Origin of the sequence: Mucilaginibacter sp. 22184, assembly GCF_052045695.1 — a bacterium.
GTDB lineage: Bacteria > Bacteroidota > Bacteroidia > Sphingobacteriales > Sphingobacteriaceae > Mucilaginibacter.
The window spans coordinates 301,294-319,440 of sequence record NZ_JBQEPI010000009.1 but is presented as its reverse complement, the minus strand read 5'-3'; the positions used below and the strand labels follow the sequence as shown (position 1 = coordinate 319,440).

Below are 18,147 nucleotides of genomic sequence, written 5' to 3'. Positions count from 1 at the left end.
CCATGCCCTTGTTATTGCATTGTTTTACTATTGTCTTAATTCTTGGTTCTTGATTCTTAACTCTAAATAATGGCCACACACCTCGACCTGGGCCGCACCGGCGAAGCTTTAGCCAAAACACACCTGGAAAATGCCGGTTATGAAATACTGGACGAGAACTGGACCCACGGAAAAGCCGAGATAGACCTGATTGCATATAAAGACAAGGTTATTATATTTACCGAAGTAAAAACCCGCAGCGGCAACGCTTTTGGCGAACCTGAGGATTTTGTGGATGCCCGTAAACAAAAATTACTGGCCGATGCCGCAGATGAATATATTTACCTCATGAACCACCAGGGCGAAGTGCGGTTTGATATTATCGCTATTTTGTTTGACAGGGATAAAAATTATATACTAAACCATATTGAAGATGCGTTTTGGCCTTCGGCCACCTGATATACTTATGAATAATAAAATAAAAGTACTTTTTACCGCCTGTGCCTTGTTGGCTTTTGGCTGTAGTTGCGACAATAAACCCAAAGATAACGGAGCCGATTATACCATCAGTCCCGAAGCTGGTACCTCTTACAAATCGGGTGATGAAGTAAAGGTTAAAGTAAGCCTGCCTGCCGATACAAAACCCGACTCCATTGTATATATGCTGGATGCCTTAAAATTGGGCGTGGCTAAAGATTCGGCAGGTATCAGCATCAAAACAGATACTATTCCGCTGGGTATAAAAGTGATTACCGCCAAAGTGTACGCCGGAGGTAAAGATCAGGAAGTAACCACCAATATTATTTTATTGGCGGCCAAAGCACCGGAATTGCTCACCTATAAGGTTGAAAAGGTATTCCCGCATGATACCAGTGCCTACACCGAAGGCTTGCAATATGCAGATGGCGTTTTATATGAAAGTACCGGCGAGCCAGGTCATTCCACCATCAGGAAAGTTGATCTGCAAACCGGAAAAGTGTTGATGCAGACCAAGCTTGGCGCGCAATATTTTGGTGAAGGATTATCTGTAGTGGGCGATAAAGTTATCCAGCTTACCTACCGGGAAAAGGTTGGTTTTGTGTACGATAAAAATACATTAAAGCTATTAAGCACCTTTACCAATAATGTGGGTGTAGAGGGCTGGGGAATGTGCTTTGATGGAAAAAAGCTATATACAGATGATAGTACCAACCGTATTTTTTTCCTGGATAAAGACACTTATAAGCAAACGGGTTTTATTGATGTTTATGATGATAAAGCCAAAGTTGATTCTGTAAACGAGTTGGAATACATCAATGGCAAACTGTATGCAAACGTTTACCAAAAAGACGATATACTGGTTATCGACCCCAAAACGGGAGCGGTACTGCAAAAGGTAGATCTGAAAGATATCTACCCCATGGCCGGCCGTCCGCAGGATAGGGATTGGGGTAACAACGTACTGAACGGTATAGCCTATGACGCCGCTACCAAACGCCTGTTTGTAACCGGCAAAAAATGGCCGCACTTGTACCAGATAAAGCTTACCCCAGCCCCCTAACCCACTAAAGAGGGAACTTTTGGTTTGCAGATTAACTCCGTTGAGGACTTCGCCGTTTCAGATGTGCGGATATGCAAATGATCTGCACTAAACAGAATATTAAAAGCATCTGCACATCTGAAATTCGCACATCTGCACATCAAAAAGCTTCCCCTTTAGGGGATTGGTGGGCTCTTAAAACAAAGAAAATTATGATGGCCGGTACCGCATAAATAGTGCTTAGTATGGCCCACATATTTAATATATCATTCCAGTTATGCCCGGTGGCGATAACCCTGCTTTCGAAAAAAGCTTCCGGAAAATCAACTGAAGCATGTGCGATGGCCAGTACAAAAATATTTCCGTTTACCCGTTGCCATATCCAGGTGAATATGACAGACATTGATAAATTGATTATCACGAAAGGTATAGCCACTTTGTAGCCGCTAAGCAATAATGGGAAATGCCACAATGCCCAAATGATAAATACTATCAATGTGGCGGATGTTAGTGTCCGGGTTTCGGAAAGTTTGGGCAATAGCCATCCCCGCCAGCCTAATTCTTCGCCTATACCAATCATCAGTGTTGTTAAAACCAGGTGCGCTAAAAAAAATCCCCAGTTTTTGCCAATCTAATCATTTCCGGGGCCGTAACTCCCTGGGGTATAAACGCCAATACAGTGAGCAATGTACCTGCCACAGGCAGAGCCAGCCACCAAATAAGATGTTTTGGATTTGGTTTTAATTGGCCAATCAGGGCTGTTATCCCGGCTTTACCAGATGTGACGGCGGTTACGATAATCGCCGCCAATGCCGGGCCAAAAACTATAAAAATTTTGGAGTAATAATTTAGCCCAAGTTCCTGCCCCCGAAATAGCTGATTAAGGATAAATAGTTTCAGCGGAAAACCGATCAGAAAACTGATGCCAAAAGTTAAAATAATAAACGCAGCTACAGGATATTTAGTAATAAAGGTTTTCAATGGCAGGTTTTAGGTTTAGATGTTTTATGCTGAGCCATGTTACAACACACTTTTAATTAACTGATCAAAAGGTGACAGCCTTTTCTGGTAAATGTCAAATCATGGGCTATTACTCTCCCGAGGGAGGGAACTTAAGCTGCAAATAACCCGCTGTTATCTCATGGACTATTACTTTCTGGAAATTATAATGTTTAAATCCACGGTGTATGATGTGGATTGGCTTTTTCCCATTTATCGAGCTTATCGTTTACAAAATATAGCCAGTAAGCGTCACTAACGGGCCGGTTGGTATCGCCATTTTGGTAGTATTGCTGGCTGTATTGTACTACCTCGATAAATGTTTTAGTATCAGGATAATTTTTAGCGGCTATGGTATTATCCGGTTTTTTGTTTAAACATTGCTGCACTTCATCTTTGCTCATCCCTAATTTTAATACACTCAGATTTACAGGTCTTCCGGCATCTATGCTATCATGGATTGCTCCGCATGAGGTGATCATAATAGTCAACAGTACTATGATGATAGGTTTAAAAGGTTTGGTCATATTAATCACGCTTAAATTATATAGGTATAGAGATTGTTTTAGCCCTAAAGTTTAAACGTAAAAAAAAATAAAAAAGCAGAAGTCGATTAATTCAACTCCTGCTTTTAAATATGCTAATCAAAAAGCTCCCCCTTCAGGGACCTGGGGCCCTACCTCCAGGCTTTATACTGATTGATCAAACCGTTGGTTGATGAATCATGGCTGCTGATCTCGCTGTTATCTTTTAACTCTGGAAGGATTTTGCCGGCCAGCTGTTTGCCCAGTTCAACACCCCATTGATCAAAGCTGTAGATGTTCCAGATAATGCCCTGTACAAATATTTTGTGCTCATACATAGCAATTAACGAACCCAGGCTGTGCGGGGTGATCTTTTTAAGCAGGAACGAGTTGGTAGGGCGGTTACCTTCAAATACTTTGAAAGGCGCTATTTCGGCAATCTCTGCTTCTGATTTACCGGCCGCTTTTAGCTCGTCGATCACTACCTCTTCGGTTTTGCCGTTCATCAAAGCTTCGGTTTGTGCAAAAAAGTTGGACAGTAACATGTTATGATGCTCGCCAAGCGGATTGTGCGATTGTGCAGGCGCAATAAAATCAGCAGGGATCAGTTTAGTGCCCTGGTGTATCAGCTGGTAAAAAGCGTGCTGACCGTTGGTGCCTGGTTCGCCCCAGATGATCGGGCCGGTAGAGTAATCAACTTCTTTACCGTTACGATCCACATGTTTACCATTGCTTTCCATGTCGCCCTGTTGAAAATAAGCAGCAAAACGATGCATGTACTGATCGTAAGGTAAAATAACGTTGGTTTCTGACTCGAAGAAGTTATTATACCAGATACCCACTAAAGCCTGTATCACCGGGATGTTTTGTTCAAACTCAGTGGTACGGAAATGTTCGTCGGTAGCATGGGCGCCTTCCAGCAGTTTTACAAAATTATCAAATCCAATGCTCAAAGAGATGGACAGGCCAATGGCGCTCCATAAAGAGTAGCGACCGCCAACCCAATCCCAAAACTCAAACATGTTTTTGGTATCGATACCGAATTTGCCAACCGCGGCAGCATTGGTTGACAGGGCCGCGAAATGTTTGGCTATATCAGCCTCTTTTGCACCGGCAGCCAGGAACCAGTCGCGTGCGCTGTGCGCATTCGCCATAGTTTCCTGTGTGGTGAAAGTTTTGGAAGCGATAAGGAATAAAGTAGTTTCCGGATCAACCACTTTCAGCGTTTCGGCAATGTGGGTGCCGTCAACGTTGGATACAAAGTGCAGGGTAAGGTGATTTTTGTAAGCCTTTAATGCTTCGGTAACCATTACCGGACCCAGGTCAGATCCGCCTATGCCGATATTCACCACATCGGTGATCGGTTTGCCGGTATAGCCTTTCCAGTCGCCAGATATAATGGCGTGGCTGAAATCCTTCATGTGATCCAACACTTTATTTACATCGGGCATTACATCTTTGCCGTCAACATAAATAGGCCTGTTGCTGCGGTTACGCAGGGCGGTGTGCAGCACGGGGCGGTCTTCGGTAACGTTAATCCTTTCGCCCGAGAACATGGCCTCAATTGCCTTATTTAGTGAACATTCCTTAGCTAACTGTATCAATAAAGCGATAGTTTGCTCGTCGATCCGGTTTTTGGAATAATCAAACAAAATGTCTTCAAACTGGATAGAGAATTTCTTAAAACGCTCTTTATCAGTATCAAATAGCTCTTTCAGGCTTTTTGATACGATATCGATGTAATGGTCTGTTAAATATTTATAACTCTGGGTGGTGGTAAAATCGATATTTGGCAGCATAATTGAAGTGTTTTTTAACAAAAGTAACAAGTTAATTGTTAGGTGGATATTAAATATGAAACTAACAATTCTTAGTGTTGTTTTAACACGGTTTACATAGTGTTTGTTTTACACCTAAAAATTACGAAAATTTTAAAAATATTTGACAATTGTTTGGAGATTTCAAATAGTTATTTGATATATTTGTCTTGTTGATAATCAAATGATTGATTTATCATCAATTTGTAAATTTAAAAGTAAAAATAAAAAAGGTCATGTTTGAAAAACTTTTTTTGCTTGTAAAAAATAACGCCGGGACGGCTGTTGTTAACAACCCAGTAATACCTGCTAAGCACCGCGAAGCAGTGATGATTGAAGCATCAAGTTCCATCATTGAGGTTTTAAAAGGCCAGATGGAAAATGGTAAGTTGAAAGAACTTATTAAGTATTTTCAGTCGTCGGGTATTTACAATCATTCATTAGTATCAAGCATTGTTAACCGCTTTGCCAATCGTTTAAACACTTTTTATCATATCGATCCGGTACAGTCACTGGCTGCTGCCAACGCGTTGATACCACAGGTGATGCAGGAATTGGTAAAAGCATCAAAAAGCGAGCAGATCAAAGAATTTGGCTTAACTAACATGTTAACCAAACTAAACGGTAACAAAGCCGACCTGAGCTTATTGGTAAATAAACTGATGGTAGCTTAACAAAATATAACTGACATAGTTAGGCCCGCGATTTCGCGGGCCTTTTTTGTTAGTGCCAACGCTGGGAATTTACTTTAACCGATGCCTGCTGTAAGTTATGCAATGGTAACATGGACAAAATTATGGTTTACACTTTTTGGAGGTAAATTTAAATAAAATGCTGTATATCAATTAATTAAATTGAAGTTAACCCTAAAAAGTGTAAACCATGTAAACCCACTTTTTGACAAAATTACGCTCCTATTGAGTGTAAATAGTCCAAGGTTAGAATGGCTTTTAAAGCTTAGCATTCGTATAACCGACTCACCCCGTCTGCGCTTCGCTGGGCCACCCTCTCTCCGGCTTTGCCGCAAAGAGGGTAGGGGAAAAAATAAAAAACATTTGCAGTCGCTCGGGTCCCGCCGAGTGACGACTTTTTGCAGGCCTCTGACCTGCGAGTTAAATGTAGCTGTGCTTTTTACATTGGCCGGAGGCCGGGTTATAATGGTCACTCGGCTGGAGCCGAGCGACTGCAGCGGGGGCAATCTTTCTCTTATTTTTTGTCATCCTGAGGAACGAAGGATCTATTCTACAATTGAAAAGTTCAATAATAGATGCTTCACTCCGTTCAGCATGACAAATCTTTTTTACCTGCTTGCGCAGTGTAGGGGTCACGAGCGCAGTGATGTCGGGGTGAGTCTACTTTTTTATTTATGCCGATGAGCAAATTACCTATATTTGCCGCATGACTAAAGAACAGATTCAGGATTTAAGGGATAGATTAGTTTCCCTGAGGAGGCATCTTTGACATCGACAAGAAGCTTGACCAATTAAAAACAGAACAGGAAATAACTGTTGGCCCTCATTTTTGGGATCACCCCAAAGAAGCCGAAAAAGTGCTGGCATCCATCAAAACCAAAAAGGTATGGACAGATGAGTTTCAGAAAGTATCCTCAGTAATTGATGATACCGGCGTGCTTTTTGAATTTTATCAGGGTGGTGATGCTACCGAAGCAGAAATGCAGGAGCAGTACAACACCGCCATCAAGGTAGTTGAGGAGCTGGAATTTAAAAACATGCTTTCGGCCGAGGAAGACCAGTTTAACGCCGTATTGCAAATTACAGCCGGCGCCGGTGGTACCGAAAGCTGCGACTGGGCAGGTATGCTCATGCGTATGTACATTATGTGGGGCGAAAAAAATGGCTACAAAGTTACCGAGCAGGATTATCAGCCTGGTGATGTGGCCGGTGTGAAAACCGTTACCCTGCAATTGGAAGGCGATTTTGCCTATGGCTATTTAAAAGGCGAAAATGGTGTGCACCGTTTGGTGCGGGTATCGCCATTTGATGCCAATGCCAAGCGCCATACGTCGTTTGCCTCGGTATATGTTTATCCTTTGGTTGATGACACTATTGAGATCGATATTAACCCCGCCGATATCGAGTTTGAAACCTTCCGCTCTGGTGGTGCCGGTGGGCAGAACGTGAATAAGGTAGAAACCGCCGTACGTTTATACCACAAGCCATCGGGTATCATTATCAAAAACCAGGAGTCGCGCTCGCAGTTACAAAATAAGGATAACGCCATTCGCTTGCTCAAATCGCAATTGTATGAAATTGAGATGCGCAAACGTATGGAGATCACCAATGCCATTGAAGGCAATAAAAAGAAAATTGAGTGGGGCTCACAGATCCGCAACTATGTATTGCACCCGTATAAACTGGTGAAAGACCTGCGTACCGATCATGAAACCTCCAACGCCGCCGCCGTACTGGATGGCGATCTGAACGATTTCCTGAAAGCCTACCTCATGGAATTTGGCGGACCAAAGAGTTAAATTGTTTATCTGCTATAAAAAAACGGCACTATATCATATAGTGCCGTTTTTTGTTTTAAACAGAAATTGTAACTTACCAGCCCATATATAAGCTTTTTATGAAACCCATTTTATCAGTCTTTATTTTAATGATAGCAACAGCTGCGGCATATAGTCAGGAAAAAGCGATCCCCTTATATCCAAAAGGAGTACCCAATTCCAAACCAACACCTGCCACTTACGTAGAGGTTACCGAAAATAATTGGATAAAATATGTAAGCCAACCTACTATTACACCTTATTTGCCGGCCAAGGGCACTGCAAATGGTACGGCTGTTGTTGTTTGTCCGGGTGGGGGATATTCTGGCCTGGCCTCTGCTCATGAAGGCTCTGCTATAGCCGAGGCTTTTAATAAAATAGGTGTTACTGCTTACCTGTTAAAATACCGTTTGCCCAGCGACGAGATCATGAAGGATAAATCGATCGGCCCCCTGCAGGATGCGCAAACAGCTATCCTCATGGTACGCAAGCACGCTGCCGAGTGGGGGATCGATCCAAACAAAATAGGTATTATCGGTTTTTCGGCAGGGGGGCACCTGGCTTCAACAGCCGGAACGCATTTTGATAAACCGGTGATTGAAACTGGTGGCATCAGTGTACGTCCGGATTTTATGATACTGGCTTACCCGGTGATTACCTTTGGTGAGTTTGCTCACACAGGCTCGCGCGAAAACCTGATCGGTAAAACACCATCGGCGGCACAGATCGACTTGTACTCCAACGAAAAACAGGTTACTTCCAATACCCCGCCAACTTTTATCATGCATTCGCAGGATGATGATGTGGTGCCGGTACAAAACAGTCTGCTGTTGTATGACGCCCTGCTCAAAAACAAAGTAAAGGTAGAGATGCACCTGTTTCAGCAAACAGGATCGCATGGCATCGGCTTAAATAATCCAAAAAACAAAGGCAAATGGTTTGATTGGGCCGCCAACTGGCTAGAGCAAAACGGGTTTTTGAAGGGGAAGTAGGATTGAGGTAAAATTTATGAGTCGTTCTGCCGATTTTAATGCTGAATTAGAATATCTCACGACAGAAGAAGGTGGAAGAGTAACACCCGTTCATTCGGGTTACAGACCCCAACTTAAGTTTGCGTTTGCAGAAATGCAAACATCTGGTCGGCAAATATTTGTAGGTAGAGACTTGGTATATCCGGGTGAAAAGGTTCTGGCAGAAATTACAATTATAGCTGTGCCTTTTTTTGCCGGGAAATTATATTCAGGTCTTCAGTTTGAGTTTAGGGAAGGAGCCCGGATTATAGGTTCAGGAATTATAACAGATATTTTAAATAAGGATCTGGAAAGATAAATCTTAACGCTATTCCTCGTGTAAAAAAATATACTCTATCCCATCCACTTCATCCATCGCCTCGCCAATTTTTGTGAAGCCTAAACTGTTGACCAATTGAAGTGAGGGATTGTTTTCCGGCGATACCGAAGCAACAAATTTATTAGCTCCAAATTCAGTTTTTGCCCAGTTCATCATGGCTTTGATAGCTTCCGTGGCGTAACCAAGCCTCTGGTAGCCTTTAAATATCCAATAACCTAATTCAACAGCATCGCGTGTATACGCACGCAAGTATTCAGGATCGGGCCGACTATGAAAACGGATCATGCCGATCATTACCTGTTCCTCAGGTAGTATCACTGCGCGTGCCGACCATGGAAAGTAATCCGGATCTGCACTTAGCTCACGCAGGCCATGTTCAAAGCCGCTGGTATGCTCCAGTAATTCGTTGGGAATGCTGGCACCAAGCAGGCGACCGGCATTACGCAAATTACCAGCTAAGCATGCATCAACAACATCATTGCTCATGAGCCGAAGTATCAATCGCCGTGTAATGATATCATCCAAAGGTGTATGCATCAATGAGGGTAGGGGATAGCGGTTATTCTAATATGGCCAGCAGTTCGTTCATCTCATCAACCTTTTCTGCCGAGCCTAAATTCTCGTACGCGCTGATCAGGTTACGGATCACCCTGCGGATGATGTCGGTATTGGAGCAAGGTTCATAAAACTGCTTATCAGCTTTCAGATTCAACTGTTTCAAAAACATATCTACATCCCGGCGACCAAATATAAACCCTTTGTTAAAAGCGTTGATGTAAAACAGGATACCGCTTTCAAACTCGCTTTGCTGACTCTCATCCAGGTAAGCCAAAATAAAATGCTGCGGCAAATTTACACCATACACGGGGATATCCAGTTTTTGGGCAACTATAGAGTAAATAATGGCCAGCGATATCTGGTTGCCTTTTTTACTTTCCAGCACCTGGCTCAGGTAACTATTTTGTGGATCGAGATGGTTGGAGGTATTACCGCTAAAGCCATATATATTATAAAATACATGGTTAATCAACTTGATCTGCTCTTTAGGGCTGGCTTCATGCATCATCTGTATCCAGATATCACGCTTAATGCCTTCTATCTGGTTAATGATCTTTTGCTCATCCAGATCAGGGTATTGGTAGCGGTTGATAATGAGTATACCCTGCAACAGGTCAAATGCACCGCTTTGGTGCCAGAGTTTCAGGTCGTTTTTAAGGGTGATAAACTGAATTTCATGAACCAGGTTGGCTATACGCTCCTGTTGTACCGCGTCAAAAGCCTGCTCAAAAGCAGTTTCAAGATAGGCTATCGCTTCCACACCGTATGATAACAGCTTATCGTGTACATGGTCATATATCTCACTATCAGGGTCGTCAAGTAAGCGGATCAGGGAATTTACTTCAGTTGGATTAATCATACGCCGTAATGCTAAAATACTAAACCTTTATTTATTTTTACAGCGATGTTAAATTTTAGGTTTGTTAAGGATTACCTGTGGCACCGCATCCGGGCAAAAAACAGGCACGGCTTACACTCTCCGTTTGTTTATCAGCTGGTTGATTCAGTTATTTACGATCACACCGCCCAAAAAACATACCACGAGATCGAAAATATCCGCGAAAAATTACTTGTTGACAATCGCGTGATCACCGTGACCGATCTGGGCGCAGGATCGCATTTGAATAATAACCGACAGAAGCGAATAGGCGACATCGCTGCCAACGCATTAAAGCAACCCAAGCTGGCCCAACTGCTTTACCGCTTGGCGGCACGCTTTAAACCACGCAATATTATTGAGCTGGGTACCTGCCTGGGTATCACCACACTTTATCTGCAGGAAGGTGCGCCAAATGCCCATATTTATACCATGGAAGGCTGCCCGCAAACAGCCGGAGTAGCCAAAGAAACATTTGCACAAGCAGGCTTTAAAGAGATTGAACTGATAACCGGGAACTTTGATGACAATCTACCTGGCGTCATCCGCAAAATCGACCAGCTTGATTTTGTGTTTGTGGATGGCAACCATCAGAAAGATGCCACTTTGAAATATTTTGAATGGTGCCTGCCAAAAGTGCATGAAGATACCCTGCTGATATTTGATGATATTTATTGGAGCAAAGGCATGAAGGAGGCCTGGGAGCAGATCAAAGCGCATCCGCAGGTTACCGTAACGGTCGATCTGTTTTGGATAGGCCTGGTATTCTTCAAATCAGGCAGAGCCGGGAAGGAGCATTTTTTGATCAGATATTAATTCTGGGACTTTGAGATTATGGGATTTTAGGATTATGGGAGCATTGATTTAGGGACTTTGGGACTATGGGATTTTAGGATTATGTGAGTAAGGAGTTACGCTTTTAAAGTAAGGTTTGAAACCGTGCGTTTTATTCTTTGTCCCAAAAATCTCTATTACCTGTTATAGATATCTCTACTTCCTATAGTCCAAAAGTCCTATAATCCTAAAAATCCCATAGTCCCCAAATCCCATAGTCTCAAAGTCCCATAATCCTAAAACGCTTGTCCTAATCCTACATAAAAGCCGCTTTGGCGTTTTTCGCCGGCAATTTTTTGGCCAATGCCGTAGTCGGCACGGATGCTCAGGCCTTTTTCTATATCGAAAAAGTAGCGGAGACCGCCGCCGTAATTTGGTTTGAGGTCGCTAAAGCTAAAATCTTTGTTGAAAACCTCGCCTGTGCCTACAAAGCCTACTACGCCAATACGCTCGGTAAGGCGGTAACGAAGCTCGGTTTGACCAACTGTAAGATTACGGTCGCGATAACGACCGTTATAATAGCCGCGCATAATTTCGTCGTTACCCAGGGTCGGCATCATAAAAAATGGCGACTGGCCGCCTATCAGGCTCTGGTCCTGAATGTCGATACCTAATACCAGTTTTTTACTCAACGAGAAAAACTGGCTATATTCAATGTTTAAAAAGCCCCCCTTGTAATCAAATCCGGATAAGCCTTTAGTTAATTGCAGTGAGCTGGTGATCAATGCGCCACGGGTAGTGTAAGTATTGTTGTTACGGCTGTCGAAAATAAGGCTTGGCCCTACATAAACGCTGGTACCACCACTTCTGAACTGCACGCGTGGATCGGTATAAAAAATACTGTTGGGTTGTCCGTCGCTAAAACTGTAATGATCGCCGCCGGCAACAAGGCCTACATAAAAATTATCGGCTACTTTTTTTTCGGCGGCAAAATTTACTTTAAGGCGTTTCTGGCCTATACGATCGGTGTTGGCTTTGAGTGTATTATTACCGATGCCATAAAAATCAAAAGGGAAATTGATATAGCCAATACCTGCTGTGAAATGATATTTGTTTTGCGGGGTCCAGTAGCTGGTGCTCAGGCTGAGCCTGTTTTGCCCTTTGGTAGTTATAGTGGCATATCCAAAAATGTTGGATACTCGTGTGTTTTTACTTACGGTATCAGTATAAAAAGAATACAAGCCAGCGCCACCGGCTTCAACCCCGGTTTCCGGAGCTGAGCTTAGTACAGGTAAAATAACGAAGCTGCTTTTTTTGGTGGTGTCTTTATCAAAATACATTTTCCTGATAAATTTGGGCAGGAGATGTGTTTGCGAAAATGCGGATGGAACGCTGATCAATATAAATAGAACGGTAATAAGTTTTTTCATATATAGTGTGCCGCAAATATATGATTTCAGATGTGCAAATGTGCAGATGTGCGAATGTGCAGATTCGCACATCTGCATATCTGCACATTAATAAAACATCAGCACATCTGAAATTTGCACATTTGCACATCTGAAAAATGTCTACTTTTGCACCGAATTTTTATTGATACATTATGAGCATCACAAGAGGACCTATTTCGCAGTTTATTGAAAAAAACTATCTGCATTTTAATGCGGCAGCATTAATGGATGCAGCAAAAGGATATGAAACACACCTTGCCGAAGGTGGCAAAATGATGGTTACCCTTGCCGGTGCCATGAGTACTGCCGAGCTGGGTATTTCGCTGGCCGAAATGATACGTCAGGATAAAATCGCTATTATTTCCTGCACTGGTGCCAACCTGGAAGAAGATATCATGAACCTGGTAGCGCACTCACATTATAAAAGGGTACCTAACTACCGCGACCTGAGTCCGCAGGAAGAGTGGGATCTGCTTGAGAACCATTATAACCGTGTTACCGATACTTGTATCCCCGAGGAAGAAGCCTTCCGTCGTTTGCAAAAACATATCCATAAAATATGGAAAGATGCTGATAACAGCGGCGAGCGTTATTTTCCGCATGAGTACATGTACAAAATATTATTAAGCGGCGAACTGGAACAATACTATGAAATTGACCCTAAAAATTCCTGGATGCTGGCCGCTGCCGAAAAAAACCTGCCTATTGTTGTACCGGGATGGGAAGACAGCACCATGGGTAACATCTTTGCTTCTTATGTGATCAAAAACGAGATCAAAGCATCAACCATGAAGAGTGGTATTGAATATATGGCCTGGCTGGCCGATTGGTATACCAAAAATTCATCGGGCAAAGGAATCGGATTTTTCCAGATCGGTGGTGGTATAGCCGGAGACTTCCCGATATGTGTTGTGCCTATGCTTTACCAGGATATGGAGATGCATGACGTTCCGTTCTGGAGCTATTTTTGCCAGATATCAGATTCAACCACCTCGTACGGCTCTTACTCGGGCGCGGTACCAAACGAAAAAATAACCTGGGGCAAGCTGGATATCCATACCCCTAAGTTTATTGTAGAAAGTGATGCAACCATTGTTGCACCATTGATATTTGCCTGGATATTAAAACAATAATTTAAAATTCAAATATGCCGGCGATGCAATTTAGGGTTTCAAAAATCGCATCGCTGGCCAAAAAGCCCCCCTGCGTTGTTTAAAAGGCTTTTTGTAGTTATTTAGAACGATTATAAATTATAGGTTACTGTCATTTATGTGTCAGCGATACTGTAATAAATTTTACTTTTGTGCCTGAAATAATGAGATGGAGCGTACATCTTTACAGCGGTTTCAAACATTAATATAAAAATTATTTAGCATAAATACACTTTATGAGAAATTTCTCATTGATTTTTAAACAATTCTCAAGGTCGGTTCTAATTATTGCCGGGTTTGCTTTTTGGGGTTTTTCAAATGCTTACGCTCAGGCCGATCCGGCTAAAGGCGAAGCCATCTTCAAGTCCAAATGTACAGCCTGTCATAAGATCGATCAGCAATTAATCGGCCCGGCGCTGGGTCCGCAGCTTACCGAAGAAACTGATGACAAGTATCTGATCCAGTGGATCCAGAACAACCAGGCTCTTATAGCTGCTAAAAACCCAAAAGCGTTAGCGATCTATAACAAGTTTAACCAGGCTGGGATGACGGTGTTTACCGAACTTTCTGACGCTGATGTAACTAACGTTATAGCTTACGTTCGTACCGAATGGAAAACTGAGCAGGAAAAACCTAAAACAGCAGTTGGTGATCCAAATTTAGCCGCTGACAAAGGTCCGAGCAGTATGGTTATCTGGGGCTTAATCGCTGTTATCATTATTGCATTCATCGTAATACTGGTATTAAACAGAGTTGTAGCCACATTAGAGCGCCTGCTGTTAAAAGGTAAAGGTGTTGTAATTGACGCGGAAACTGAGCCAACTGCCGAAGAAGTAGCTGAGGCTAAGAAGAAAGATCTGATCAAAAGGATCCTGAAAAATAAGAAACTGGTATTCTTTATTATCCTTTGCGGTACCATTGCTATGGGCAGCTGGGGTTGGACTACCTTGTGGAACACTAACGTGCACACAGGTTACCAGCCGGTACAGCCTATCAAATACTCACATGAGTTGCACGCTGGTACTATGAAAATTGATTGTCAGTATTGCCACTCTGGTGCTTACAAATCAAAGAACGCTTCTATTCCTTCGCTTAACGTTTGTATGAACTGCCACAAGGTTGTTAAAACCGAGTCGCCGGAGATACACAAAATATACGATGCTTTGGGTTACGATCCAAAAACACAAAAGTATGACAGCACCGCAGCTAAACCTATCCAATGGATACGCGTTCACAACCTGCCTGACCTGGCTTACTTTAACCACTCACAGCACGTAAAAGTTGGCGGCATCAAATGCCAAACCTGCCATGGTCCGGTTCAGACGATGAAAGAGGTTTACCAGTATTCACCATTAACTATGAAATGGTGTATCCAGTGCCACAAACGTACCGAAGTTAACGGTAAAGGAAACGCTTACTACGATAGCATACTTGCTGCTCACGATAAGATCAAGAAGGGCGAGAAAGTTACAGCCGCGGTGTTAGGCGGTATCGAGTGCGGCAAGTGCCACTATTAATAAATAAGAATTTTAGCATTACAGTTTATATAACTTAAATGGACAGCAATAAAAAATACTGGAAAGGTTTAGAAGAACTAAACAGAACACCAGAATTTGTTGAGAAAAATAAAAACGAATTTGCCGAGCCTATTCCTATTGAGGATGTGCTCAGCGGAGATGGTTTATCTGCTAAAACCCCTCGTCGCGACTTTTTGAAAGCGCTTGGGTTTGGTGTAGGCGCGGTTACCCTGGCAGCTTGTCAGCGTGTACCTGTACATAAATCAATTCCTTACCTGATTAAGCCTGAAGAGGTTACACCTGGTGTGGCCAACTACTATTCTTCAAGTTACGAAGGACAGGCCATTTTGGTTAAAACACGTGAAGGTCGCCCTATTAAAGTAGAAGGTAACCCTAATGATCTGTTTTCAAAAGGTGGTTTAAGTGCACAGGCTCAAGCATCAGTTCTTGATCTGTATGATGTAAACCGTTTAAAAGATCCTAAACTAAAAGGCAGCGAAGCCGGTTGGTCTGAGATCGATGCTTTTGTGATCAAAGAATTGGCCGCTATTAAAGCAGCGGGTAAAAACATCCGTTTGGTGACCTCAAGCATCAACAGCCCTTCTACCTTAGCCGTAATTGCTGAATTTATTAAGCAATACCCAACTGCTAAACATGTTACTTATGATGCAGTATCTTATACCGGTATTATACAAGCTAACCAAAACAGCTTTGGTAAAGCCGTAATACCTCACTACAATTTTGACAAAGCAGACGTAATTGTAAGCTTTGGTGCAGATTTCCTGGGAACCTGGATCTCTGGCGAAGAGTTTACCCGTCAGTACGTATCAAACCGTAACAACAAATCGCTTGAAAGCAAAAAGATGTCACGTCACATCCAGTTTGAAAGCGGCATGAGCCTTACAGGTACCAATGCTGATAACCGTTTAGCGATCAAACCATCAGAAGAAGGTATCGCTATCATCAATTTATACAATGCTATTTCTGGTACTACTTTACCTGGCTCTAAAAAATTAAGCAACAAAGCAGCAGAAAATGCTATCACTATTGCCGCTAAAGAATTGGTTGCCGCTAAAGGAAAAGCTTTAGTAGTAGCAGGTTCAAATGATGTAGCAACACAGGTTCTGGTAAATGCTATCAACTCCCTGCTGGGCAGCTACGGTACTACTATCGATCTGGACAATCCATCAAAACAATATGCCGGTAACGATGCTGAGTTTGTTGAGTTTGTAAATGAATTAAGTCGTGGTGATGTGGCAGGTGTATTATTCCTGAACGTTAACCCTGCTTACGATTACTTCAAAGCAAAAGAATTTACAGATGCGCTGGCTAAAGCACGCCTGAAAGTATCTTTTGCCGATCATGATGACGAAACAGCTTTATTATCAAACGTAATAGCACCAAACCACCATTACCTGGAGTCATGGGGTGATGCTAACGCGGTTGAAGGTTACTATACTGTTATACAGCCAACCATTAACCCGGTATATAATACCCGCCAGGCCGAGCATAGCTTATTGGTATGGGCAGAAAACCCCGTTAAAGATTACTATACATTCGTTCGCAACACCTGGAACGAAAGCCTGTTGGCAAAAGGCGGTTTATCTGGCCAGAAAGGTTGGGAAACCCTGTTGCAAACCGGTATGATCAAAGCTACACCGAATACCGCGGGTACTTACACCTTTAACCGCGACCTGAACGCCGTAGCACAAACTATCCTTACACACAGCGCTTCCATTGCAGCTGGTGATGGCAAGTTTGAATTACAGGTTTATCAGTCGCCTGCTATAGGTGATGGTAAGCGTGCCAACAACCCATGGTTACAGGAGTTGCCGGATCCGGTTTCGAAAGTTACTTGGGATAACTTTGTGGCTGTTTCTGTTGCAGATATCAAAAAATTAAAATTAAGCGAAGGTGATGTAGTTAAAGTAACCGCCAATGGTTACACTGTTAGCTTGCCGGTATTGGCACAGCCAGGCCAGGCACAAGGTACTATATCTATAGCGGTTGGTTACGGCCGTACAAATGCTGGTCCGGTAGGTGATAACGTGGGTAAAAACGCGTTCCCTTTCTACAGCTTCCGTAACGGAACTTTCCAAACTACTGCTACCGTTACTGCTTTTGAAGTAACATCAATAAAAGCGCCGCTTGCTCAAACACAAACGCACCACTCTTACGAAGGTCGTAGTGTAATTCGCGAAGCTAAATTTACCGAATACAAAAAGAACCCTGCTGTACACAGCGGGAACGAAAAAGGCCATAAGAACTACGACGAGGAAAGCTTATGGGATGTGCCAAGCCACGACCGTCCGGTTTATGACTGGGTTATGGCTATCGACCTTAACGCTTGTACTGGTTGCGGTGCCTGTGTGGTAGCTTGTAACGCCGAGAACAATATCCCGGTTGTTGGTAAAGACGAGGTTCGCCGCCGTCGTGAAATGCACTGGATCCGTATCGACCGTTACTATAGCTACGAGGAAAAAGGTGAAAGCATTACCGAAGAGTACGAAATAGATAAATTAAAGGATGATGCCTTTGATAATGTAACTGTAGTGCATCAGCCAATGCTTTGCCAGCACTGTGATCACGCTCCGTGCGAAACAGTTTGCCCGGTATTGGCAACCGTTCACTCATCAGAAGGTTTAAACCAGATGGCTTACAACCGTTGTGTAGGTACCCGTTATTGCGCAAATAACTGCCCATACAAAGTACGCCGCTTTAACTGGTTCAACTACTGGAACGATTCACGTTTTGATAACTACCTGAACAATGAGCATACGCAACTGGTATTAAACCCGGATGTTGTTACCCGTTTCCGCGGTGTAATGGAAAAATGCTCTATGTGCGTACAACGTATACAAGCTGGTAAACTGAAAGCTAAAATTGAAAAACGCCCATTGAAAGATGGCGAGATCAAAATGGCTTGTCAGCAAACATGTTCTGCAAACGCTATCGTTTTCGGTAACAGGAACGATCCTAATTCCGAAGTTTCAAAAGCATTGAAGAGCGAAAGAACTTACTATGTGCTTGAAGAATTAAACGTACAACCAGGTATCGGTTACCAGGTAAAAGTTAGAAACGCAGTTGAATTAGAGGCTTAAAATTTTTATATACAGAGATTA

General features: G+C 42.9%; 17 protein-coding genes. 10 read left to right on the top strand and 7 right to left on the bottom strand.

Features of this window, described 5'->3' with window-relative positions:
• Positions 1-69 precede the first annotated feature (69 nt).
• Together ACTJKG_RS21185 and ACTJKG_RS21180 are read left to right on the top strand one after the other, a co-directional pair.
• Positions 70-438: a YraN family protein gene (locus ACTJKG_RS21185; RefSeq protein ID WP_440740353.1), complete on the top strand. Its 369-nt coding sequence runs from the start codon at positions 70-72 to the stop codon at positions 436-438.
• A 7-nt stretch (positions 439-445) separates the two neighbouring features.
• Positions 446-1,519 carry a glutaminyl-peptide cyclotransferase gene (locus ACTJKG_RS21180; RefSeq protein WP_440740352.1) on the top strand — a complete coding sequence of 358 codons (1,074 nt, stop codon included), beginning with the start codon at positions 446-448 and terminating at the stop codon, positions 1,517-1,519.
• 139 nt (positions 1,520-1,658) lie between these two features.
• Here ACTJKG_RS21180 and ACTJKG_RS21175 read toward each other — a convergent pair whose 3' ends face one another.
• From ACTJKG_RS21175 to pgi, 4 genes are all read right to left on the bottom strand, one after another.
• Positions 1,659-2,078: a CPBP family intramembrane glutamic endopeptidase gene (locus tag ACTJKG_RS21175; RefSeq protein ID WP_440740351.1), complete on the bottom strand. Its 420-nt coding sequence runs from the start codon at positions 2,076-2,078 to the stop codon at positions 1,659-1,661.
• A gap of 23 nt (positions 2,079-2,101) precedes the next feature.
• A complete protein-coding gene (locus tag ACTJKG_RS21170) occupies positions 2,102-2,479 on the bottom strand; it encodes a hypothetical protein (protein WP_440740350.1) in 378 nt (125 codons plus the stop codon).
• A 191-nt stretch (positions 2,480-2,670) separates the two neighbouring features.
• Positions 2,671-3,024 (bottom strand): hypothetical protein, encoded by a 354-nt coding sequence (locus ACTJKG_RS21165; protein ID WP_172335659.1) that lies wholly within the window; start codon positions 3,022-3,024, stop codon positions 2,671-2,673.
• Positions 3,025-3,173: 149 nt separating this feature from the next.
• On the bottom strand, positions 3,174-4,820 hold the full coding sequence (gene pgi, locus ACTJKG_RS21160; protein WP_172335658.1) for a glucose-6-phosphate isomerase: 1,647 nt from the start codon (positions 4,818-4,820) through the stop codon (positions 3,174-3,176).
• Positions 4,821-5,074: 254 nt separating this feature from the next.
• On the opposite strand from pgi, the gene ACTJKG_RS21155 reads away from it, so the two are divergent.
• The 4 genes from ACTJKG_RS21155 to ACTJKG_RS21140 all read left to right on the top strand — a co-directional run bounded on the left by ACTJKG_RS21155 (position 5,075) and on the right by ACTJKG_RS21140 (position 8,676).
• Positions 5,075-5,512 carry a hypothetical protein gene (locus tag ACTJKG_RS21155; RefSeq protein ID WP_172335657.1) on the top strand — a complete coding sequence of 146 codons (438 nt, stop codon included), beginning with the start codon at positions 5,075-5,077 and terminating at the stop codon, positions 5,510-5,512.
• 724 nt (positions 5,513-6,236) lie between these two features.
• A protein-coding gene (gene prfB / locus ACTJKG_RS21150) for a peptide chain release factor 2 (protein ID WP_172335656.1) occupies positions 6,237-7,329 on the top strand; the annotation gives its coding sequence in 2 pieces (ribosomal slippage) (positions 6,237-6,296 and positions 6,298-7,329; 1,092 coding nt in all).
• A gap of 98 nt (positions 7,330-7,427) precedes the next feature.
• The gene (locus ACTJKG_RS21145) at positions 7,428-8,339 is read left to right on the top strand and encodes an alpha/beta hydrolase (RefSeq protein ID WP_172335655.1); all 912 of its coding nucleotides are present in this window, start codon (positions 7,428-7,430) and stop codon (positions 8,337-8,339) included.
• Between the two features lie 16 nt (positions 8,340-8,355).
• Positions 8,356-8,676 (top strand): hypothetical protein, encoded by a 321-nt coding sequence (locus ACTJKG_RS21140; RefSeq protein ID WP_440740349.1) that lies wholly within the window; start codon positions 8,356-8,358, stop codon positions 8,674-8,676.
• Between the two features lie 9 nt (positions 8,677-8,685).
• Here ACTJKG_RS21140 and ACTJKG_RS21135 read toward each other — a convergent pair whose 3' ends face one another.
• Together ACTJKG_RS21135 and ACTJKG_RS21130 are read right to left on the bottom strand one after the other, a co-directional pair.
• Positions 8,686-9,234, bottom strand: coding sequence for a GNAT family N-acetyltransferase (locus tag ACTJKG_RS21135; RefSeq protein WP_440740348.1), 549 nt, complete (start codon positions 9,232-9,234; stop codon positions 8,686-8,688).
• 22 nt (positions 9,235-9,256) lie between these two features.
• Positions 9,257-10,114, bottom strand: coding sequence for a transglutaminase-like domain-containing protein (locus ACTJKG_RS21130; RefSeq protein WP_440740347.1), 858 nt, complete (start codon positions 10,112-10,114; stop codon positions 9,257-9,259).
• Between the two features lie 45 nt (positions 10,115-10,159).
• On the opposite strand from ACTJKG_RS21130, the gene ACTJKG_RS21125 reads away from it, so the two are divergent.
• Complete coding sequence (locus tag ACTJKG_RS21125) at positions 10,160-10,948, top strand: O-methyltransferase (protein WP_440740346.1); 789 nt, start codon at positions 10,160-10,162, stop codon at positions 10,946-10,948.
• Positions 10,949-11,202: 254 nt separating this feature from the next.
• Here the strand turns inward: ACTJKG_RS21125 and ACTJKG_RS21120 are convergent, their stop codons facing one another.
• Positions 11,203-12,336 carry a BamA/TamA family outer membrane protein gene (locus tag ACTJKG_RS21120; protein WP_440740345.1) on the bottom strand — a complete coding sequence of 378 codons (1,134 nt, stop codon included), beginning with the start codon at positions 12,334-12,336 and terminating at the stop codon, positions 11,203-11,205.
• A gap of 173 nt (positions 12,337-12,509) precedes the next feature.
• Here ACTJKG_RS21120 and ACTJKG_RS21115 point away from each other — a divergent pair, with 173 nt between their 5' ends.
• From ACTJKG_RS21115 to ACTJKG_RS21105, 3 genes are all read left to right on the top strand, one after another.
• Entirely contained in the window at positions 12,510-13,490 is a 981-nt protein-coding gene (locus tag ACTJKG_RS21115; protein WP_172335649.1) for a deoxyhypusine synthase family protein, read from the top strand.
• A 254-nt stretch (positions 13,491-13,744) separates the two neighbouring features.
• A complete protein-coding gene (locus tag ACTJKG_RS21110; RefSeq protein WP_440740344.1) occupies positions 13,745-15,025 on the top strand; it encodes a cytochrome c3 family protein in 1,281 nt (426 codons plus the stop codon).
• 38 nt (positions 15,026-15,063) lie between these two features.
• A complete protein-coding gene (locus ACTJKG_RS21105) occupies positions 15,064-18,126 on the top strand; it encodes a TAT-variant-translocated molybdopterin oxidoreductase (RefSeq protein WP_440740343.1) in 3,063 nt (1,020 codons plus the stop codon).
• Positions 18,127-18,147: the final 21 nt, after the last annotated feature.

What these genes read in the sequence shown, in the direction of transcription:
- ACTJKG_RS21185 (WP_440740353.1), top strand. Translation starts at nt 70, where the DNA reads ATGGCCACACACCTCGACCTGGGCCGCACCGGCGAAGCTTTAGCCAAA.
- ACTJKG_RS21180 (WP_440740352.1), top strand. Translation starts at nt 446, where the DNA reads ATGAATAATAAAATAAAAGTACTTTTTACCGCCTGTGCCTTGTTGGCT.
- ACTJKG_RS21175 (WP_440740351.1), bottom strand. Translation starts at nt 2,078, where the DNA reads ATGATTGGTATAGGCGAAGAATTAGGCTGGCGGGGATGGCTATTGCCC.
- ACTJKG_RS21165 (WP_172335659.1), bottom strand. Translation starts at nt 3,024, where the DNA reads ATGACCAAACCTTTTAAACCTATCATCATAGTACTGTTGACTATTATG.
- pgi (WP_172335658.1), bottom strand. Translation starts at nt 4,820, where the DNA reads ATGCTGCCAAATATCGATTTTACCACCACCCAGAGTTATAAATATTTA.
- ACTJKG_RS21155 (WP_172335657.1), top strand. Translation starts at nt 5,075, where the DNA reads ATGTTTGAAAAACTTTTTTTGCTTGTAAAAAATAACGCCGGGACGGCT.
- ACTJKG_RS21145 (WP_172335655.1), top strand. Translation starts at nt 7,428, where the DNA reads ATGAAACCCATTTTATCAGTCTTTATTTTAATGATAGCAACAGCTGCG.
- ACTJKG_RS21140 (WP_440740349.1), top strand. Translation starts at nt 8,356, where the DNA reads ATGAGTCGTTCTGCCGATTTTAATGCTGAATTAGAATATCTCACGACA.
- ACTJKG_RS21135 (WP_440740348.1), bottom strand. Translation starts at nt 9,234, where the DNA reads ATGCATACACCTTTGGATGATATCATTACACGGCGATTGATACTTCGG.
- ACTJKG_RS21130 (WP_440740347.1), bottom strand. Translation starts at nt 10,114, where the DNA reads ATGATTAATCCAACTGAAGTAAATTCCCTGATCCGCTTACTTGACGAC.
- ACTJKG_RS21125 (WP_440740346.1), top strand. Translation starts at nt 10,160, where the DNA reads ATGTTAAATTTTAGGTTTGTTAAGGATTACCTGTGGCACCGCATCCGG.
- ACTJKG_RS21120 (WP_440740345.1), bottom strand. Translation starts at nt 12,336, where the DNA reads ATGAAAAAACTTATTACCGTTCTATTTATATTGATCAGCGTTCCATCC.
- ACTJKG_RS21115 (WP_172335649.1), top strand. Translation starts at nt 12,510, where the DNA reads ATGAGCATCACAAGAGGACCTATTTCGCAGTTTATTGAAAAAAACTAT.
- ACTJKG_RS21110 (WP_440740344.1), top strand. Translation starts at nt 13,745, where the DNA reads ATGAGAAATTTCTCATTGATTTTTAAACAATTCTCAAGGTCGGTTCTA.
- ACTJKG_RS21105 (WP_440740343.1), top strand. Translation starts at nt 15,064, where the DNA reads ATGGACAGCAATAAAAAATACTGGAAAGGTTTAGAAGAACTAAACAGA.